General features: G+C 69.2%; 15 protein-coding genes. 12 read left to right on the top strand and 3 right to left on the bottom strand.

Annotated features, from left to right (window positions below):
* Positions 1 to 704 (top strand): mitochondrial fission ELM1 family protein (locus tag UUA_RS17560; protein WP_008439348.1); only part of this gene is annotated, 704 nt, incomplete at its 5' end.
* 45 nt (positions 705 to 749) lie between these two features.
* Here UUA_RS17560 and glnE read toward each other — a convergent pair.
* The gene (glnE, locus tag UUA_RS17555; RefSeq protein WP_039954435.1) at positions 750 to 3,605 is read right to left on the bottom strand and encodes a bifunctional [glutamate--ammonia ligase]-adenylyl-L-tyrosine phosphorylase/[glutamate--ammonia-ligase] adenylyltransferase; all 2,856 of its coding nucleotides are present in this window, start codon (positions 3,603 to 3,605) and stop codon (positions 750 to 752) included.
* Between the two features lie 172 nt (positions 3,606 to 3,777).
* On the opposite strand from glnE, the gene UUA_RS17550 reads away from it, so the two are divergent.
* Positions 3,778 to 5,664, top strand: a complete 1,887-nt coding sequence (locus UUA_RS17550) for an LTA synthase family protein (RefSeq protein WP_008439342.1) — start codon at positions 3,778 to 3,780, stop codon at positions 5,662 to 5,664.
* A gap of 168 nt (positions 5,665 to 5,832) precedes the next feature.
* Positions 5,833 to 6,366, top strand: coding sequence for a hypothetical protein (locus UUA_RS17545; protein ID WP_008439341.1), 534 nt, complete (start codon positions 5,833 to 5,835; stop codon positions 6,364 to 6,366).
* Positions 6,367 to 6,463: 97 nt separating this feature from the next.
* Here UUA_RS17545 and groL read toward each other — a convergent pair whose 3' ends face one another.
* Positions 6,464 to 8,113 carry a chaperonin GroEL gene (gene groL / locus UUA_RS17540; protein ID WP_008439340.1) on the bottom strand — a complete coding sequence of 550 codons (1,650 nt, stop codon included), beginning with the start codon at positions 8,111 to 8,113 and terminating at the stop codon, positions 6,464 to 6,466.
* A 107-nt stretch (positions 8,114 to 8,220) separates the two neighbouring features.
* Complete coding sequence (locus tag UUA_RS17535) at positions 8,221 to 8,514, bottom strand: co-chaperone GroES (protein ID WP_008439339.1); 294 nt, start codon at positions 8,512 to 8,514, stop codon at positions 8,221 to 8,223.
* A gap of 236 nt (positions 8,515 to 8,750) precedes the next feature.
* Between UUA_RS17535 and cutA the strand changes: the two genes are divergently transcribed.
* The 9 genes from cutA to prmA all read left to right on the top strand — a co-directional run bounded on the left by cutA (position 8,751) and on the right by prmA (position 16,863).
* Positions 8,751 to 9,095 (top strand): divalent-cation tolerance protein CutA, encoded by a 345-nt coding sequence (gene cutA / locus UUA_RS17530; protein WP_008439338.1) that lies wholly within the window; start codon positions 8,751 to 8,753, stop codon positions 9,093 to 9,095.
* A 59-nt stretch (positions 9,096 to 9,154) separates the two neighbouring features.
* Complete coding sequence (locus UUA_RS17525) at positions 9,155 to 10,051, top strand: DMT family transporter (protein ID WP_008439336.1); 897 nt, start codon at positions 9,155 to 9,157, stop codon at positions 10,049 to 10,051.
* A 72-nt stretch (positions 10,052 to 10,123) separates the two neighbouring features.
* Positions 10,124 to 12,313, top strand: coding sequence for a protein-disulfide reductase DsbD family protein (locus UUA_RS17520; RefSeq protein WP_008439334.1), 2,190 nt, complete (start codon positions 10,124 to 10,126; stop codon positions 12,311 to 12,313).
* Complete coding sequence (locus tag UUA_RS17515) at positions 12,313 to 12,852, top strand: TlpA family protein disulfide reductase (protein WP_008439328.1); 540 nt, start codon at positions 12,313 to 12,315, stop codon at positions 12,850 to 12,852. The genes UUA_RS17520 and UUA_RS17515 overlap by 1 nt, the downstream gene beginning before the upstream one ends.
* A gap of 132 nt (positions 12,853 to 12,984) precedes the next feature.
* A complete protein-coding gene (gene aroQ, locus UUA_RS17510) occupies positions 12,985 to 13,437 on the top strand; it encodes a type II 3-dehydroquinate dehydratase (RefSeq protein ID WP_008439327.1) in 453 nt (150 codons plus the stop codon).
* A 75-nt stretch (positions 13,438 to 13,512) separates the two neighbouring features.
* Positions 13,513 to 13,977 carry an acetyl-CoA carboxylase biotin carboxyl carrier protein gene (gene accB / locus UUA_RS17505; protein ID WP_008439326.1) on the top strand — a complete coding sequence of 155 codons (465 nt, stop codon included), beginning with the start codon at positions 13,513 to 13,515 and terminating at the stop codon, positions 13,975 to 13,977.
* Between the two features lie 20 nt (positions 13,978 to 13,997).
* A complete protein-coding gene (locus UUA_RS17500; protein WP_008439325.1) occupies positions 13,998 to 14,378 on the top strand; it encodes a four helix bundle protein in 381 nt (126 codons plus the stop codon).
* 34 nt (positions 14,379 to 14,412) lie between these two features.
* Positions 14,413 to 15,786, top strand: a complete 1,374-nt coding sequence (gene accC, locus UUA_RS17495) for an acetyl-CoA carboxylase biotin carboxylase subunit (protein ID WP_008439324.1) — start codon at positions 14,413 to 14,415, stop codon at positions 15,784 to 15,786.
* Between the two features lie 159 nt (positions 15,787 to 15,945).
* On the top strand, positions 15,946 to 16,863 hold the full coding sequence (prmA, locus tag UUA_RS17490) for a 50S ribosomal protein L11 methyltransferase (RefSeq protein WP_008439323.1): 918 nt from the start codon (positions 15,946 to 15,948) through the stop codon (positions 16,861 to 16,863).
* Positions 16,864 to 16,877: the final 14 nt, after the last annotated feature.

The raw sequence follows: 16,877 nt of genomic DNA, 5'->3' as shown, positions 1-16,877 counted from the left end.
GCTGCTACACGGTGCAGATCCTGGACCCGCGCGTCGACCCCGCGTACTGGGACGCGGTGATCGCACCCCGCCATGACCAGCTCGACGGCCCCAACGTGCTGCAGCCGCTGGGCTCGCTGAACCCGGTCGACGAGGAGTGGCTGGCCGACGGCCGCGACGCCTGCCCCCGCTTCGCCGAGCTGCCGTCACCGCGCGTGGCCGTGCTGCTCGGCGGTCCGCGCCATGGCATCGCGCTGGACGCCGACTACGCCCGCCAGCTGGCCGCCCGCCTGCTCGAACGCCAGCGCGATGGGGGCGGCAGCCTGCTGGTGCTGGGTTCGCGCCGCACCCCGCCGGTGCTGATCGAGGTGTTTCGCCGTGCCTTGCGCGACGTGCCCGGGCTGCTCTGGGCCGGCCCCGACGACGGCCGCAATCCCTACCCCGGCGTACTCGGCTGGGCCGACCGGCTGGTGGTCACGCCCGATTCGGTGAACATGCTCTCTGAGGCCTGCGCCGTCGGTTGCCCGGTCGAGACCCTGGTCACCGCACCGCTGCCGGCGAAGCTCGCGCGTTTCCACCAGTCGCTGCACGAAGCGGGCCGGCTGCGTGGCCTCGACGAGGATGCGCCGGCGCGGCCGCCGTCGCCGCTGCGCGAAACGGTCGCGATCGCCACCGCGCTGCGGGAGCGGATCGCACGGCAACAGGCGGCGCAACTGACGGATTGAGCAAAGTCCGAATAACTGGCGTCATCGCTACAGCGCGCCCGCGATTCAGCCGAACGCAAAACCCAGCGCATCGGTGACCCCGCGCACGCTGCCGCACAGCTGCTCCAGCGCCGCATCGCGCGGCGCGATGCGCGGGCGCAGGTCGAGCGTGCAGGCCAGCGCGCGGCGCAGCAGCTCGGCGTGGGCCGCGGCGAGGGTAGCCGCCTGCGGGTCGTCGAGCAGCCCGGCGACGCGGCAGGCTTCGATCAGCCCGGCATTCGCGGTGACGCCGAGCAGGCCCGGCTGTTCGGCCGCATGCGCCAGCACCAGCCCCTGCAGCGCGAACTCGATGTCGAGCAGACCGCCGTGGCCCTGCTTGAGATCGAGCCTGCCTTCGTCGGAACGGTCGCGCTCGGCGCGCCAGCGCGCACGCATGCTGGCAACCTCGGCCAGCACGGTGGCGCGTTCGCGCGGCACCGCCAGGATCGCGCGGCGCACCCCGGCCAGTTCGGCGTTGAGCGAACCATCGCCCGCCACCGGCCGGGCGCGCAGCAGCGCCTGATGCTCCCACGTCCACGCGCGGCTCTGCTGGTACGCCACGAAGGCATCCAGGCTGCTCACCAGCAGCCCCTTGGAGCCGTCCGGGCGCAGCCGCGTGTCCACTTCGTACAAGCGGCCGCCGCGGGTCAGCACGGTGAGCCAGTTCATCACCCGCTGGGCCAGGCGCTGGTACCAGCGCGAGCCCTCGATCGGCCGCGCGCCGTCGCTCAGTGCCTGCGCGCGGCGGCCGTCGTAGACGAACACCAGATCGAGGTCGGAAGCAAAGCCGAGCTCCTCGCCGCCGAGACTGCCGTAGCCCAGCACGGAGAAGCCGGAACCCGGCTGCATGTCGGTTCCCGGCAGGCGGCCGTGCTGGGCGACCAGCTCGCGCGCGGCCAGCGCCAGCACCGCGCCCACCACCGACTCGGCCAGCGCGGCCAGCCGGCGCGCGGTGGCCACCGCGTCGGCGCGACCGTCGTTGAAGGCCAGGCCGAGACGGAACGCGGTGGAGGCCTTGAACTCGTTGATCCGCTCCAGCTCCGCCTCGGCCTCGCGCTCCTCCAGCGTACCCAGCACGCGGGCGATCTCGGCGGTGATGTCGGCGCGCTTGAGCGGCAATTGGTCGATGCGCGGGTCGAGCACGTCGTCCAGCAGCAGTGGCTGCGCGATGACGCGCTCGGCGAGGAAGGCGCTGTCGGCGAACAGCCGCACCAGCCGCCGCCGCGCCGCCGGCTGCTCCTCCAGCAACGCGAGGTAGGACGAGCGCCGCGCCACCGCCTGCATCAGCCGGCACAGCCGCAGCAGGCTTGCCACCGGCGCGCTGGTGGCGCGCGCGGCGTCGAACAGCTGCGGCATCAGGTGGTCGAGCCGTTCGCGCGAGCGCGGCGACATCGCGCGTACCGCCGCGGCCTGCGGTAATTTCAGCAGCGCATCCGCCAGTTCGCCGCCGGGCGCGAAACCGGAAGCTTCCAGCGTGGCGGCATCCAGCGATTCGTCGCAGGCGCGCTGCCACAGCAGCCTGTCGGCCGCCGGCACGCGGGCGCCGCGGCCACCCTGCGGCATCAGCACGGCGGCGAATTCCTCGCTGACATTGGCGCGCTGCCTGGCCAGCGCGGCGTGCAGGCTGTCCCAGTCGGGGTAGTCGAGGCCGCGCGCGATGCGCTCGCGACTCAGCGCGTCGGCGGGGACGTCGTGGGTCTGCGCGTCGCGCAGCATCTGTACGCGGTTCTCGACCCGGCGCAGCAGCACGTATGCCTCGCGCAGCATGCGCGCGCGCGCCGCGCCGATGTGGCCGCGCGCCTCGCATGCGGTCAGCGCGCCGAGCAGGCCGCGCACGCGCAGGCTGGGTTCGCGGCCGCCGCGGATCAACTGGGTCAGCTGCACGATGAACTCGATCTCGCGGATGCCGCCGGCGCCGAGCTTGAGGTTGTCGGCGAGGTCCTTGCGCGCCACCTCCGCGTCGATCAGCGCCTTCATCTCGCGCAGCCCCGCGAACGCGGTGTAGTCGAGGTACTTGCGGTACACGAACGGACGCAGCAGTTCCTGCAGCTGCTTGCCGGCGGCGAGGTCGCCGGCCACCGGGCGCGCCTTGATCCAGGCGTAGCGTTCCCAGTCGCGGCCCTCGCTCTGGTAGTACTGCTCCATCGCGGCGAACGACAGCGCCAGCCGCCCGGCGTTGCCGAACGGGCGCAGGCGCAGGTCGACCCGCGCGCAGATGCCGTCCATGGTGGGCTCGTTCAGCAGGCGCACCAGCTGGCGGCCGAGCCGCACGAAGTACTCGCTGTTGTCCAGCGGACGCGCGCCGTCGCTGTGCCCGCCCTGCGGGTAGGCAAACACCAGGTCGATGTCGGAAGAGAAGTTCAGCTCGCCGCCGCCGAGCTTGCCGAAACCGATCACCAGCAACCGCTGCAGCGCGCCGTCGTGGTCGCGACTGGCGCCGTAGCGTGCGGCCAGCGCGTGCTCGGACCAGCCCAACGCCCGTTCGAGCAGCGCCTCGTACAGCACGCTGGTGGCGGACAGCGTTTCCGGCAGCTCGTCCAGCGCATTGACGTCGCGAAACACCAGTCGCAGCGCCTCGGCATGGCGGAAGCGGCGCAGCGCGGTCATGCAGGCGGCTTCGTCCGCCGGCAGCTTCAACGCGTCGATGCGCGCGCTGGCATCGCTGCCCGAGCGCAGCCGCTCCAGCCCGGCCGGCGCCAGCAGCTGCGGCTGGCGACACCACACCTCGAAGGCAAAGTCGCTGGCCAGCAGGGTGCGGCGAATGCGCTCGGCCACGCCGGCGTCGTCGTGCAGCGGTACGCCGGCGGCACGGCAACGAGCAGCCAGCTCGGCATAGCGGTCGTCGATCAGCGCCTGCAGCGCGGCGGATTCCGGATGGGTCATCGGGCCATTGTGCCGCATGGGGGGTAGTTGCCGGCAGCCGGCCGGCAACCCGTGACGCCAGCTTGAACAAGCCGCATGCAAGCCCGAAACTCACCGGCCACGCCTATCCGCGGTTCATCTCGATGTCATTACATTGACAAGTCCAAACCATGACAGTAACCACGGAACTGCCATGTCCCTGAATTCCGCCAATCCGTCCGTTCGCTGGCGCGTCATCGTCCCCCGCGCCGCGCTGCTGCTGTTGCTGGCCCTGGCTTTCGTGCTGCTGACCGGGCTGCTGGACGGCGGCGTCGGGGTAGCCCCGCTGCGCCTGTTCGACCAGGCCCGGTTCCCGCTGGCCAATGCCTGGCCCGGTCTGCTGCTGGCCGGCATACTGCTGGCGATCAGCCGGCGCGCGCTGCTGTCCTTCGCGTTGGCGTTCCTGCTGCAGGGGCTGCTGTACGCGGTGAACGTGCTGAAGGTGGCGAACCTCGGCACGCCGCTGCTGCCGGATGATTTCCGCATCGTCGGCCAGCTGCACAAGGGCGGCATGCACATCCTCTCCGGCTACCTGCCGCACAGCCCGTGGCCGTACCTGGGCCTGCTTGCCGCGCTGGCGCTGATCGTTATGGCGTGGCGGCTGGAACCGCCGCTGTTCCCGCGCCGCACCCGCGGCGCGCGGCTCCTCGGCGGCGGCGTGCTGGCGCTGGCGCTGGCCAGCATTCTGGTCGGCCTGCCCGCCTGGGCCAAGGTCTACAACGGCAGGACGCTGTGGCTCGAACCGTGGTCGGCGACCTCCACCACCGCCCATTCCGGCCTGGTCAGCACGCTGATGCTGTTCCATCTCGAATACAACAAGGGCGAGCGCAAGCCCGACCGCGCCGCGGCGGCCAGGCTGATCGAGCAATCCGCGCCGGCCCTGCTGCAGTCGATGCAGGCGCCGGCCAGCGCCGGCGAACTGCCCGACATCGTGGTGGTGCAGAGCGAGTCGTTCTTCGACCCGAGCATCATGCGCGGCTATGAACGCAGCAACTTCACCCCAAACCTGCGCCGGCTCGCCACGCACGGCACCACCGGCAAGCTGCACGTGCCCACCTTCGGCGGCGGCACCATCCGCACCGAGTTCGAGGTGCTCACCGGGTTGTCGCTGCGCTACTTCGACAACCTGCAGTTCCCCTACCTGCAGATGAGTCACAAGGCACTGCCGGGGCTGGTGCGCACGCTGAACCGGCATGGTTACCGCACGACCGCGCTGCATGGCAACGACCCGGCGTTCTGGAACCGCACCACTGCCTTCAAGGCGATCGGCTTCGACCGCTTCGTGTCGCAGTCCTCGTTCCCGCCCACCGCGACGAACGACGGCCAGTACATGGCCGACAGCGCGATGACCGACGAGATCATGGTCCAGCTGAAGGACGACGGCCCGCCGCAGTTCATCTTCGCCATCAGCATCGAGGCGCATGGCCCGTACGACGTCGAGCCCGCCCACGCCGCCGAGCGCGACGCGATCCCGGTGCCCGAGGGCATCTCGGGCCGCGACAAGCTGGAGCTGCAGACCTACCTCTACCACCTGAAGCACGCCGACGCCGAACTCGGCCGGCTGGCAAAACTGCTGGCCAGGCGTCAGCGGCCCAGCGTGCTGCTGTTCTACGGCGACCACCTGCCCGCGCTCAGCAACAGTTACCAGACCACCGGCTTCGTCGACGGCGGCGACATGCTGGGTCAGGCCGGGGTGTGGCTGCTGGTCGATCCGAAGCACCCGGGCAAGCGCAGCAAGGTCGAAACCGCTTCGTGGCTGCTGCCCGGCAAGCTGCTGGCCCACGTCGGCATCCACGATGACCCGTACTTCGCGCTGACCGAACTGGTCGGCCCACAACTGGCTGCGCTCACCGAGGCCCCCGGCGCGCCGCCATTGCCGGCGGGCGACGCCCAGCAGCAACTCGACCAGGCCATGGCCAGCATCGAGCAGCTGCACATGGGCGGCAAGCTGGACAAGATGCTGCCGCAGCCGGCGGCGGCGCCGTCCGGCAATATCGCTCACCAAGACATCGCGCCGGTGCACGCGTCCGCCACCCGATGACGCCAACGATGCCCGACCCTGGCGCCGGGTCGCCGTTTAGCGAACTGTCCGACGACTGAAGGCTGCCGTGCCGTGTTCAGACGACAGTCGGGAGACGACTCCTAGTTTCGGCGTGCCCGCGGGGCAGCGCGCCTCTCGGCCATCCCCCCATCGTGGAGATCCATACCCATGCGCAAGACCATGCTTTCCGCTCTCGTCATCGGTGCCAGCGTGTTCACCGTGTCCGCCTTCGCCCAGGCCAACCTCGGTGGCGCCGCACGGGTCGATGCCGGCGTCCATGCCGGCGCAGCCGCACCGGGCGTCATGCATGCCGCGGACCAGGCCACCACCCGGACGGAACAAACCCTGCAGCGCGGCAGCTCCCACGTGAAGCACCAGACCCGCAAGGCCGCCGACAAGACGCGCTCGACCGTCGACGACAACGCCAGTGCCAACACCAACGCAAAGGCCAACGGTGCCATCGGCGCGGACGCCGGCGACTCACATGCCGATGCTCATGCCAACGTCAATGCCGGTGCTGGCCTCGATACCGCCGCCACCGCCGGCAAGGCCGCCGAGATGGGCCAGGGCGTGGGCGGCGAGGTGCGCGACGCCGCCCACTCGGCGATCCAGTCCACCGACCGCGCGGCCGGCTCGGTCGGCGACGCGGTGAAGGACGTCAACGCCAGCGGCAATGGCAACGCGAACACCCACGGGCACTGAGCCTGCCACTGGCGCGGCAGTTCGCCCATGCTGGCCAGGTAAAAAAGAAAACCCCGCCTCGGCGGGGTTTTCTTTTGTCGTGCATCGAGCGTAGAACTTAGAAATCCATGCCGCCCATGCCACCCATGCCGCCGCCCATGCCGCCGGCGCCGTGGCTGTGCTCTTCCTTCTTCGGCAGTTCGGCCACGATCGCCTCGGTGGTGATCGCCAGGCCGGCGACCGACGCGGCGTGCTGCAGGGCCGTGCGGGTCACCTTGGTCGGGTCCAGGATGCCCATCTCGACCATGTCGCCGAACTCGCCGCTGGCGGCGTTGTAGCCGTAGTTGCCCTTGCCTTCCTTCACCTTGTTCAGCACCACGCTCGGCTCTTCGCCCGCATTGGCGACGATCGCACGCAGCGGCGCTTCCAGCGCGCGGCGGGTGATCGCGATGCCCAGGTTCTGGTCGGTGTTGTCGCCCTTGAGGCTTTCGACTGCCTTCAGCGCGCGGATCAGCGCAACGCCGCCGCCGGGCACCACGCCCTCCTCCACGGCCGCACGGGTCGCGTGCAGGGCGTCTTCGACGCGGGCCTTCTTTTCCTTCATCTCGACTTCCGTCGCGGCACCGACCTTGATCACGGCCACGCCGCCGGCCAGCTTGGCCACGCGCTCCTGCAGCTTCTCGCGGTCGTAGTCGGAGGAGGTCTCCTCGATCTGCGCCTTGATCTGCTTGATGCGCGACTGGATCTTCTCCGCCTCGCCGGCACCGTCGATGATGGTGGTGTTTTCCTTGGTGATCACGATGCGCTTGGCGCGGCCCAGATCGCCGATGGTGGTCTTCTCCAGCGACAGGCCCACTTCCTCGGAGACGACCTGGCCGTTGGTGAGGATCGCGATGTCTTCGAGGATCGCCTTGCGGCGGTCACCGAAGCCCGGCGCCTTGACGGCGGCGACTTTGACGATGCCGCGGATGGTGTTGACCACCAGCGTGGCCAGCGCCTCGCCCTCGACTTCCTCGGCCACGATCAGCAGCGGCTTGCCCGCCTTGGCGACGGCTTCCAGCACCGGCAGCAGCTCGCGGACGTTGGAGACCTTCTTGTCGTGGATCAGGATGTACGGGTCGTCCAGCTCGACCTGCTGGCTCTGCTGGTTGTTGATGAAGTACGGCGACAGGTAGCCGCGGTCGAACTGCATGCCCTCGACCACGTCCAGTTCGTTGTCCAGGCCCGAGCCCTCCTCGACGGTGATCACGCCTTCCTTGCCGACCTTCTTCATCGCGGTGGCGATGATGTCGCCGATGTTGGTGTCGGAGTTCGCCGAGATGGTGCCGACCTGGGCGATTTCCTTGTCGTTCGCGGTCGGGTTGGAGAGCTTCTTCAGCTCGCCGACGGCGGCCACGACGGCCTTGTCGATGCCGCGCTTCAGGTCCATCGGGTTCATGCCGGCGGCGACGGCCTTGAGGCCTTCCTGGATGAACGCCTGCGCCAGCACGGTGGCGGTGGTGGTGCCGTCACCGGCCACGTCGGAGGTCTTGGAGGCGGCTTCCTTGACGATCTGCGCGCCGAGGTTCTCGTACTTGTCGGCCAGCTCGATCTCCTTGGCGACGGACACGCCGTCCTTGGTGATCGTCGGGGCGCCGAAGCTCTTCTCGAGCACGACGTTGCGGCCCTTCGGGCCGAGCGTGACCTTGACAGCATTGGCGAGCGTGTTCACGCCCTTGAGCATGCGTGAGCGGGCGTCTTCGCCGAAACGGACTTCTTTAGCGGCCATAAAATTTTTCCTTGAAAAATTTTGAATAAGTAAAGGAGATTTGCAGCAGGTACCCGAGCCTTGTGGGACGCGCGCCTTGCGCGATCAACCCGACCCGGCCAAAGGCATCAGCCCTCGATCACCGCCACGATGTCGTCTTCCTTCAGGAAGACCAGCTCTTCGCCGTCGATCTTGATTTCCTGGCCGGCGTACTTGCCGAACAGCACCACGTCGCCGGCCTTCAGCGACATCGGACGCACCTTGCCGTCGCTCAGGATCAGGCCGGTGCCGGCGGCGACGACCTTGCCGCGGGTCGGCTTCTCGGTGGCGCTGTCGGGGATGACGATGCCACCGGCGGAAACGCGCTCTTCTTCGAGACGCTTGACGATGACGCGATCGTGCAGGGGACGCAGTGTGCTCATGGAGGACTCCAGCTGACTTGGATGGTGGACGGACAAGGCTTTCAAGACCCGGGCCGGCGGTCTTGCTAGCACTCGAAGTGAATGAGTGCCAATTTTACGGGTATGCGATCCCGCCGCAAGAGCTTGGCGAAGGGGGATGCAGCAGCTAATTGGGCGGACCGGGCTCCGTTTCAAGGGCTGGCCGCCAAATCGCCCATAGCCACGCACGGCCGGTGCGACCCGGGTACGCTTCAGGCATGACCGACCCCGCCACCGTCCTGCTCTGCTATTGCAGCTGTCCCGATGCCGCCAGTGCCCAGGCGATCGCCGAAGCCCTGGTCGGCGAGCGGCTGGCCGCCTGCGTCAACCGCCTGCCCGGCATCCACTCCACCTACCGCTGGCAGGGCGCGGTGAGCCAGGACCGCGAGGAACTGCTGCTGATCAAGACCACCGCCGAGCGTTTCGACGCGCTGAAAAGCCGCCTGCTCCAGCTGCACCCGTACGAACTGCCCGAACTGGTCGCGGTACCGGTGCAGCGCGGCCACGCGGCCTACCTGGACTGGGTGCGCGAGGCGACCGGCGAGGCGCCGCAAGACTGCTGACAGCCGTTGGCAGTGGCAGGGCGTCACACTGCGTTCTTGCCCACTGCGCCTATCCCAAGGTGAAAAAGATCGACTACGCCGTGCTGCTGTCGCTGGGCGCCCTGTGGGGCGGCTCGTTCCTGTTCATGCGCATGGGCGCCGGCGCCTTCGGCGCGCTGCCGCTGGCCGGGCTGCGCGCGATCGGCGCCGCGCTGTGCTTCCTGCCGCTGCTGGCCTCGCGTGCGCGGCTGGCCGAATGGCGGGCGCACTGGTGGCCGATCGCGGTGGTCGGGCTGACCAACTCGGCGCTGCCGTTCGTGCTGTTCACCTTCGCCACGCGCAGCCTGCCGGCGGGGCTGGCCTCGATCATCGACGGCATGACGCCGATGTTCGCCGCGCTGATCGGCTGGCTGTGGCTGGGCCAGCGACTGGATGTATGGCGCGGCGCCGGGCTGGCGATCGGCTTTGCCGGCGTGGTCTGGCTGGCCGAGGGCAGCCTCGCGCTGGGGCCGGGCGCGGGCGTGGCGCTGCTGGCCTGCGTCGCCGCCACCGTGCTGTACGGCTTTGCAGTGCATTACACCCACTTGCGCCTGGGCCGGGTGACGCCGCTGGTGGTGACGGTCGGCAGCCACATGGTGGCCGCCCTGCTGCTGTTGCCGACCACGCTGCTGGCATGGCCGACACAACCACCGCCGCTGCAGGCCTGGCTGGCCGCCGCGGGGCTGGCCGTGCTGTGCACGGCGCTGGCCTACGTGCTGTTCTTCTGGGTGCTGGCGCGGGTCGGCGCCACGCGCATCATGGTAATCCCGTACCTGATCCCGGCGTTCGGCGTGCTGTGGGGGGCGCTGCTGCTGGGCGAGTCGGTGAGCGCCCGCATGCTCGGCGGCTGCGCCGTGATTCTGCTTGGCACCGCGCTCACCACCGGGCTGGTGCGCAGGCGCCGCGCGGCGCCTTCACTGGCGATCGAGGAGATATAAGGCCGCAATGAACGGGAGCACGACCGGCATGGTCCATAATGGCTTCCCTGCCGTTGTGCCACTGGAATCGCGATGCGCCTGATCACCGGCCGCCTGGCCGCCCGCCTGCCCGCACTGGCCCTGCTGCTGCTCGGCCTGCTGTGCACCGCGCCTGCGCCGGCGCAGGACACGGACAGCCTGTTGCCCGTGACCGAGGCCTACAAGCTCAGCGCCGACGCCACCACCCTGGGCGTGCTGAAGCTGCACTGGACCATCGCACCGGACTACTACCTCTACCGCGGCCGCATGAAGTTCAAGGGCGGCGACGGCGTCACGCTCGGCGAGGCACAGCTGCCGGACGGCAGGAAGGACCACGACGAGTACCTCGGCGACGTGGAAACCTACCGCCACGGCGTCGACGCCAGCATCCCGTACACGGTCGCCGCCGGCACCACGCGGCTGACGCTGAGCGTGCAGTACCAAGGCTGCCACGAGGTCGATCCGAAGATCTGCTATCCGCCGCATACCGAGAAGCTGGACCTGCCGTTGCCGGCCGCTGCCGATGCTGCGGCCAGCCCGGCGGCCAGCAACGCCCTTGGTGCGGCACTCAGCCAGCTCGGCAGCAAGGCCGGCGCGACGACGGTCGGCGTACCGCTGCCGGCCGAGCAGGCGTTCCGCTTCGAGGCGCTGGCACAGGGTTCCAGGCAACTGCTGCTGCGCTGGACGATGCCGAAGGGCTACTACCTGTACCGCGACCAGACCACGCTGAAGCTCGCCGACGCCGCCGGTGTCACGCTGCATCCTGCGTGGCCGGCCGGCATCGCGCACCGCGACGAGCACTTTGGCGAAGTCACCGTGTACTTCGACCAGGTCGAACTGCCGGTGACGGTGGAGGGCGACCTGGCCGGCCTCACGCATCTCGCGCTGCGGGCGAGTTTCCAGGGCTGCCAGGACGGCGGCCTGTGCTATCCGCTGATGACGCGCACGGTGGACATCGAGCTGAACAGCGGTGAGGCAAAGGCCGGCACACCAGCGCCGGAGCTGCCACCGGCCGATCTTGTCGGCGGTCCATTGCAGGTCAGCCTGCTCGCCGCGCTGCTGCTGGCGCTGGGCGGCGGCCTGGTGCTGAACCTGATGCCATGCGTGCTGCCGGTGCTGTCGATCAAGGTGGTCAGCGTGCTGGAGAGCGGCGAGAACCGCGCCACCGCGCGCCGCCATGCGCTGCTCTACACCGCCGGCGTGTTGAGCAGCTTCGCCGCGCTGGGACTGGGCATCCTCGCCCTGCGCGCGGCGGGTCACGCGTTGGGTTGGGGCTCGCAATTGCAGCAGCCGCTGCTGGTCGGCGTGCTGGCCTGCGTGATGCTGGCGGTGGGCCTGTCGATGTCCGGCGTGGTGCAGTTCGGCGCCTCGCTGGGCAACACCGGCGCGTCGCTGGCCTCGCGCTCTGGTCCGGCCGGCGACTTCTTCACCGGCGTGCTGGCGGTGGTGGTGGCCACCCCGTGCACCGCGCCGTTCATGGGCACCGCGCTGGCCTACGCGTTCGCCGCACCGATGCTGTCCGCGCTGCTGGTGTTCCTGGCGCTGGGCGTCGGCCTCGCGCTGCCGTTCCTGGCGGTCGGTTTCGTGCCCGCGCTGGCGCGCTTGCTGCCGAAGCCGGGGCGCTGGATGGAAACGCTGAAGCAGACGCTGGCGTTCCCGATGTACCTCACTGCGGCGTGGCTGGTCTGGGTGCTGGCGAACCAGCGCGGCGCCGATGCGGTCGGCCTGGTGCTGGTGGCGATGGTGCTGCTGGCGATGACGCTGTGGTGGTTCGAGCGCAGCCGCTCGCGCGGCGCGGCCAGCAAGGCCGCGGTGGTGGTGTTGGCGCTCGCCACCCTGGCGCCGCTGTACCTGCTGGCCCACGTGCCGCCGCCGTCGGCGGTCGCCACGGCCGAGCAGGGCGTGGTCGCCTACAGCCCGCAGAAACTCGCCGAATTGCGCGCCGCCGGCACCCCGGTGTTCGTCGACATGACCGCCGACTGGTGCGTCACCTGCAAGGCGAACGAGCACGCGGTGCTGAACACACAGGCGTTCCGCGACCTGCTCCAGCGCACCGGCGCGATCTACATGAAGGGCGACTGGACCGACGTCAACCCGGCCATCAGCGACTTCCTGCAGGAATACCACTCGCCCGGTGTGCCGCTGTACGTGGTGTTCCCGAAAAACGGCGCGCCGGGCCGACAGCTGTCCACCGTGCTGACCTACTCGATGGTCGAGCAGGCGCTGACCGAAGCGGCGCGCTGATGCTGAGCCGCAGCAACTGGCTGATCATCGGCCTGGCGGTGCTGGCCGCCGCGCTGGGTGGCTACGCGCAACGCCACCAGCGGCAAGTCGATTCGCCGCCACCAAGCCTGCTCGGCCAGCCGCTGCCGCCGCTGGTGCTGCCCGACCTGGATGGCAAGCCGCACCGGCTGGACGACTACCGCGGCCGCCGGGTGCTGCTGAATTTCTGGGCCAGCTGGTGCGCGCCATGCCTGCAGGAGATGCCCGCGCTGGCCGAGGCCCAGGCCAAGTTCGGCGAACACGGGGCGATCGTGGTTGGAATTGCAATGGATGAGCCTGCGCACGTTCGCGCCTTTTTGGCCGCACATGCGGTGGATTACCCCATCCTGATCGGCGACATGGGCCCGCCAAGCACCTCGTTGAAACTAGGCAATACACGCCAGGTGTTGCCTTATAGCGTGCTGATCGGCGCCGATGGGCGCATCTTGACCACGCATGCCGGCCCACTCCCGGCCGCGCAGCTGGTGCGGTGGCTGGCGCCAGCGCGGACCGGGCACTGACATACGCCCACGCACGGAAACCCGACACTTCTCCGCCAAACATCGCCGATCTGCGGCGAACTGGACAAGATTCCAGACTACGCGCACACTGCGCCCGGTTCCGGGACTCCCGGACGCTGGGCGGAACGTACCGTGGCTAAAATCCTGGTCCTGCACGGACCCAACCTCAACCTGCTGGGCGCCCGCGAGCCGCACATCTACGGCCACGAGACCCTGGCCGAGATCAACCAGCAGCTGGCCGAGCGGGCGCGCGCGGCCGGGCACGAGCTGCTCTGGTTCCAGTCCAACGCCGAGCACGAGCTGGTCGGGCGCATCCACCAGGGCCGTGACGACGGCACCGCGATGATCCTGTGCAACGCCGGCGCGTTCACCCACACCAGCATCGCGCTGCGCGACGCGTTCGCCGCCGCGGCGATCCCGTTCATCGAGCTGCACCTGTCGAACGTGTTCGCCCGCGAGCCGTTTCGCCACCAGTCCTATCTGTCCGACATCGCGCTCGGCCTGATCTGCGGCTTCGGCGCCGACAGCTACCGGCTGGCGCTGGACGCCGCGCTGCAGCGGCTGCCGGCCGGCAGCGTTCCCTGACGCCGCGGCCTCGCGGCCACCCCATTCAACTCCCAGCCACCGAGGCGGTGGCCTGACTGACCAAAGGCTGATCCGATGGATTTGCGCAAAATCAAGAAGCTGATCGACTTGCTCGAGGAATCCAACCTCGCCGAGCTGGAAATCAAGGAAGGCGAGGAAGTCGTGCGCCTGTCGCGCGTGCCGAAGAACGCCGCCCCTGCGCCGGTCGTCGCCCCGGTCGCACCGGTGGTGGTGGCCGCCGCGCCTGCCTCGGTTGCCGCCACCCCGGCAGCACCCGCCGCCGAGGCCGCCAACGCGCTGCCGGCTGGCCACGTGGTGAAGGCACCGATGGTCGGCACCTTCTACGCCTCGGCCACCCCGGGCACGCCCGCCTTCGTCAAGGTCGGCCAGCAGGTCAAGGCCGGCGAGACGCTGGGCATCATCGAGGCGATGAAGATGTTCAACCAGATCGAGGCCGACGTGGGCGGCACCGTGCAGGCGATCCTGGTCGAGAACGGCCAGCCGGTGGAATTCGACGAACCGATGTTCGTGATTGGCTGAAAGGCAGGGAATAGGGAATCGTGAATAGGGAATCGTCCCAGCGGCCGCACGAGGACCTCTCGGTCTGGCAGCAGGCGATGTCACTGGTCGAAGAGGTCTACGTCTGCTCCTCGACGTACCCCAACGACGAACGCTTCGGGCTCGCAGCACAGTTGCGACGCGCAGCCATCAGCGTTCCCTCGAACATCGCCGAGGGCGCAGCCCGCCGCTCGACTCCTGAATACCTCCGCTTTCTGTCGATTGCCCGCGGCTCGCTCTCGGAACTGGATACCCAACTGCAAATCGCGGATCGCCTCGGCTACGGGCGCGTCCCGCTTGACGTCAAGACGCGCATCGGCGACATCTTCGCCATGCTGACCGGGTTGATGAACGCACTCCAGACGCGCGAGACCGCGCGATGACCCACCTATTCCCTATTCCCGATTCCCTATTCCCATGCCATTAGAAAAAGTCGTCATCGCCAACCGCGGCGAAATCGCCCTGCGCGTGCTGCGCGCCTGCCACAGCCTTGGCATCAAGACCGTGGCGGTGCATTCCACCGTGGATCGCAACCTGAAGCACGTCGGCCTCGCCGACGAGTCGATCTGCATCGGCCCCGGGCCGTCGGTCGACAGCTACCTCAACATCCCGCGGATCATCGCCGCGGCGGAGATCACCGACGCCCAGGCGATCCACCCCGGCTACGGCTTCCTCGCCGAGCGCGCCGACTTCGCCGAGCAGGTGGAGCAGTCCGGCTTCGTCTTCATCGGCCCGACGGCCGAAGTGATCCGCCTGATGGGCGACAAGGTTGAGGCGATCCGCACGATGAAGTCGGCCGGCGTGCCCTGCGTGCCGGGTTCCGGCGGCCCGCTCGGCGAGGACGTCGACGAGAACATGCGCATCGCGCGCGAGATCGGCTACCCGGTGATCATCAAGGCCGCCGGCGGCGGCGGCGGGCGCGGCATGCGCGTGGTGCGCACCGAGGCGCACCTGGGCAACTCCATCGTGATGACCAAGCAGGAAGCCAAGGCGGCGTTCGGCAACGACCAGGTGTACATGGAGAAATTCCTGGAGAATCCGCGCCACGTGGAGATCCAGGTGCTCGCCGACGGCCAGGGCCACGCCATCCACCTGGGCGAGCGCGACTGCTCGATGCAGCGCCGCCACCAGAAGGTGGTGGAGGAAGCGCCGGCGCCGGGCATCACGCCGGAAGTGCGCGCGCAGATCGGCAAGGTTTGCGTGGACGCCTGCCTGCGCATTGGCTACCGCGGCGCCGGCACCTTCGAGTTCCTGTTCGAGAACGGCCGCTTCTACTTCATCGAGATGAACACCCGTATCCAGGTCGAGCACCCGGTGACCGAGTTCATCACCGGCGTGGACCTGGTGCGCGAGCAGCTGCTTATCGCCGGCGGCGAGAAGCTGTCGATCCGCCAGGAGGACATCAAGATCACCGGCCACGCGATCGAGTGCCGCATCAACGCCGAGGATCCGGACACGTTCATGCCCAGCCCGGGGACGGTGAAGCGCTTCGAGGCGCCGGGCGGCCCCGGCGTGCGCGTGGATACGCATCTCTACGACGGCTACCGCATCCCGCCGAACTACGACTCGATGATCGGCAAGCTGATCGTGCACGGCCCCGACCGCGAGACCGCGATCGCGCGCATGCGCCTGGCGCTGGCCGAGACGGTGATCGAGGGCGTCAAGTGCAACATCCCGCTGCAGCAGCGGATCATGGCCGACGTCGGCTTCCAGCACGGCGGCCAGAACATCCACTACCTCGAGAAGCGGATGGCCGAGCAGAAGGAACACAAGGCGGCCGGCGAAGAGTAAGGAGCAAGTGGAGAGGAGTGAAGGAACGAGAGAGGGCGCGCACGCAGCGCGCCCCCTGAATCGGCCTCGCCCGCGCCATCCACACCGCAAGATCCGCCCTCCGACAACTTCTCCAGCCCTCGGCTCTTCTCTCACTCCTCTTCGCTTACTTCTCGCCTGATGCCTTTCCTCGAACTCTCCCTGACCGTCCGCATCGAGCAGCAGCCCCGCGCGGAAGAAGCACTGGAAGACCTCGGCGCGTTGTCGGTCACGCTGCGCGACGCCGATGCGGAGACACCGGACGAGCAGGCGATCTTCGAGCCGGGCGTGGGCGAACTGCCGCTGTGGCCCACGATCACGCTGAACGCGCTGTTCGACGAACATGCCGACCGCCGCGGCCTCGCCGCCGCGCTGGGCGAACTGCTGCCCTGGCTCGAACCCGACCAGCTGAACTTCACCGAGGTCGCCGACCAGGATTGGGAACGCGCCTGGATGGACCAGTTCAAGCCGATGTCGTTTGGCCGGCGGCTGTGGATCTATCCGTGGAACATCGAGCCGCCGATCGATGAGGATCCCTCCGGCACCGCCGCCCGCGTCGTGGTGCGCCTCGACCCCGGCCTCGCCTTCGGCAGCGGCACCCATCCGACCACCGCGCTGTGCCTGGAATGGCTGGACGGCCTCGACCTCGGCGGCAAGACCATCACCGACTACGGCTGCGGCTCGGGCATCCTGGCCATCGCCGCGCTGAAGCTGGGCGCAGCCAGCGCGACCGGCATCGACAACGACCCGCAGGCACTCACCGCCTCGCGCGACAATGCCGAACGCAACGGCGTGGCCGACCGCCTCGCGCTGTTCCTGCCGGAAGACCACCTCGCGGAGTCGGCAGACATCTTCGTCGCCAACATCCTCGCCGGCCCGCTCGGCGAACTGGCCCCCAGCTTCGCCGCCGCCGCGAAGCCCGGCGCGCCGTTCGCCATCTCCGGCATCCTCGCCGGCCAGCAGGACGAGCTGCTGCAGCGCTACGCCGAATGGTTCGACGAGCTGCGCGTGGACACGCGCGAGGACTGGGTGCGTATCAGCGGACGGCGCCGCCGCTGAGCATCCGGCCGAGG

The sequence above is a fragment of the Rhodanobacter thiooxydans LCS2 genome (assembly GCF_000264375.1).
Classification (GTDB): Bacteria; Pseudomonadota; Gammaproteobacteria; order Xanthomonadales; family Rhodanobacteraceae; genus Rhodanobacter; species Rhodanobacter thiooxydans.
Note: the sequence above shows the minus strand (reverse complement) of the source record. Positions and strands in the feature narration are given on the sequence as shown.

Bases quoted from the DNA above. Each gene is read 5' to 3' on its own strand.
- glnE (WP_039954435.1), bottom strand. From the start codon at position 3,605: ATGACCCATCCGGAATCCGCCGCGCTGCAGGCGCTGATCGACGACCGC.
- UUA_RS17550 (WP_008439342.1), top strand. From the start codon at position 3,778: ATGTCCCTGAATTCCGCCAATCCGTCCGTTCGCTGGCGCGTCATCGTC.
- UUA_RS17545 (WP_008439341.1), top strand. From the start codon at position 5,833: ATGCGCAAGACCATGCTTTCCGCTCTCGTCATCGGTGCCAGCGTGTTC.
- groL (WP_008439340.1), bottom strand. From the start codon at position 8,113: ATGGCCGCTAAAGAAGTCCGTTTCGGCGAAGACGCCCGCTCACGCATG.
- UUA_RS17535 (WP_008439339.1), bottom strand. From the start codon at position 8,514: ATGAGCACACTGCGTCCCCTGCACGATCGCGTCATCGTCAAGCGTCTC.
- cutA (WP_008439338.1), top strand. From the start codon at position 8,751: ATGACCGACCCCGCCACCGTCCTGCTCTGCTATTGCAGCTGTCCCGAT.
- UUA_RS17520 (WP_008439334.1), top strand. From the start codon at position 10,124: ATGCGCCTGATCACCGGCCGCCTGGCCGCCCGCCTGCCCGCACTGGCC.
- UUA_RS17515 (WP_008439328.1), top strand. From the start codon at position 12,313: ATGCTGAGCCGCAGCAACTGGCTGATCATCGGCCTGGCGGTGCTGGCC.
- accB (WP_008439326.1), top strand. From the start codon at position 13,513: ATGGATTTGCGCAAAATCAAGAAGCTGATCGACTTGCTCGAGGAATCC.
- accC (WP_008439324.1), top strand. From the start codon at position 14,413: ATGCCATTAGAAAAAGTCGTCATCGCCAACCGCGGCGAAATCGCCCTG.
- prmA (WP_008439323.1), top strand. From the start codon at position 15,946: ATGCCTTTCCTCGAACTCTCCCTGACCGTCCGCATCGAGCAGCAGCCC.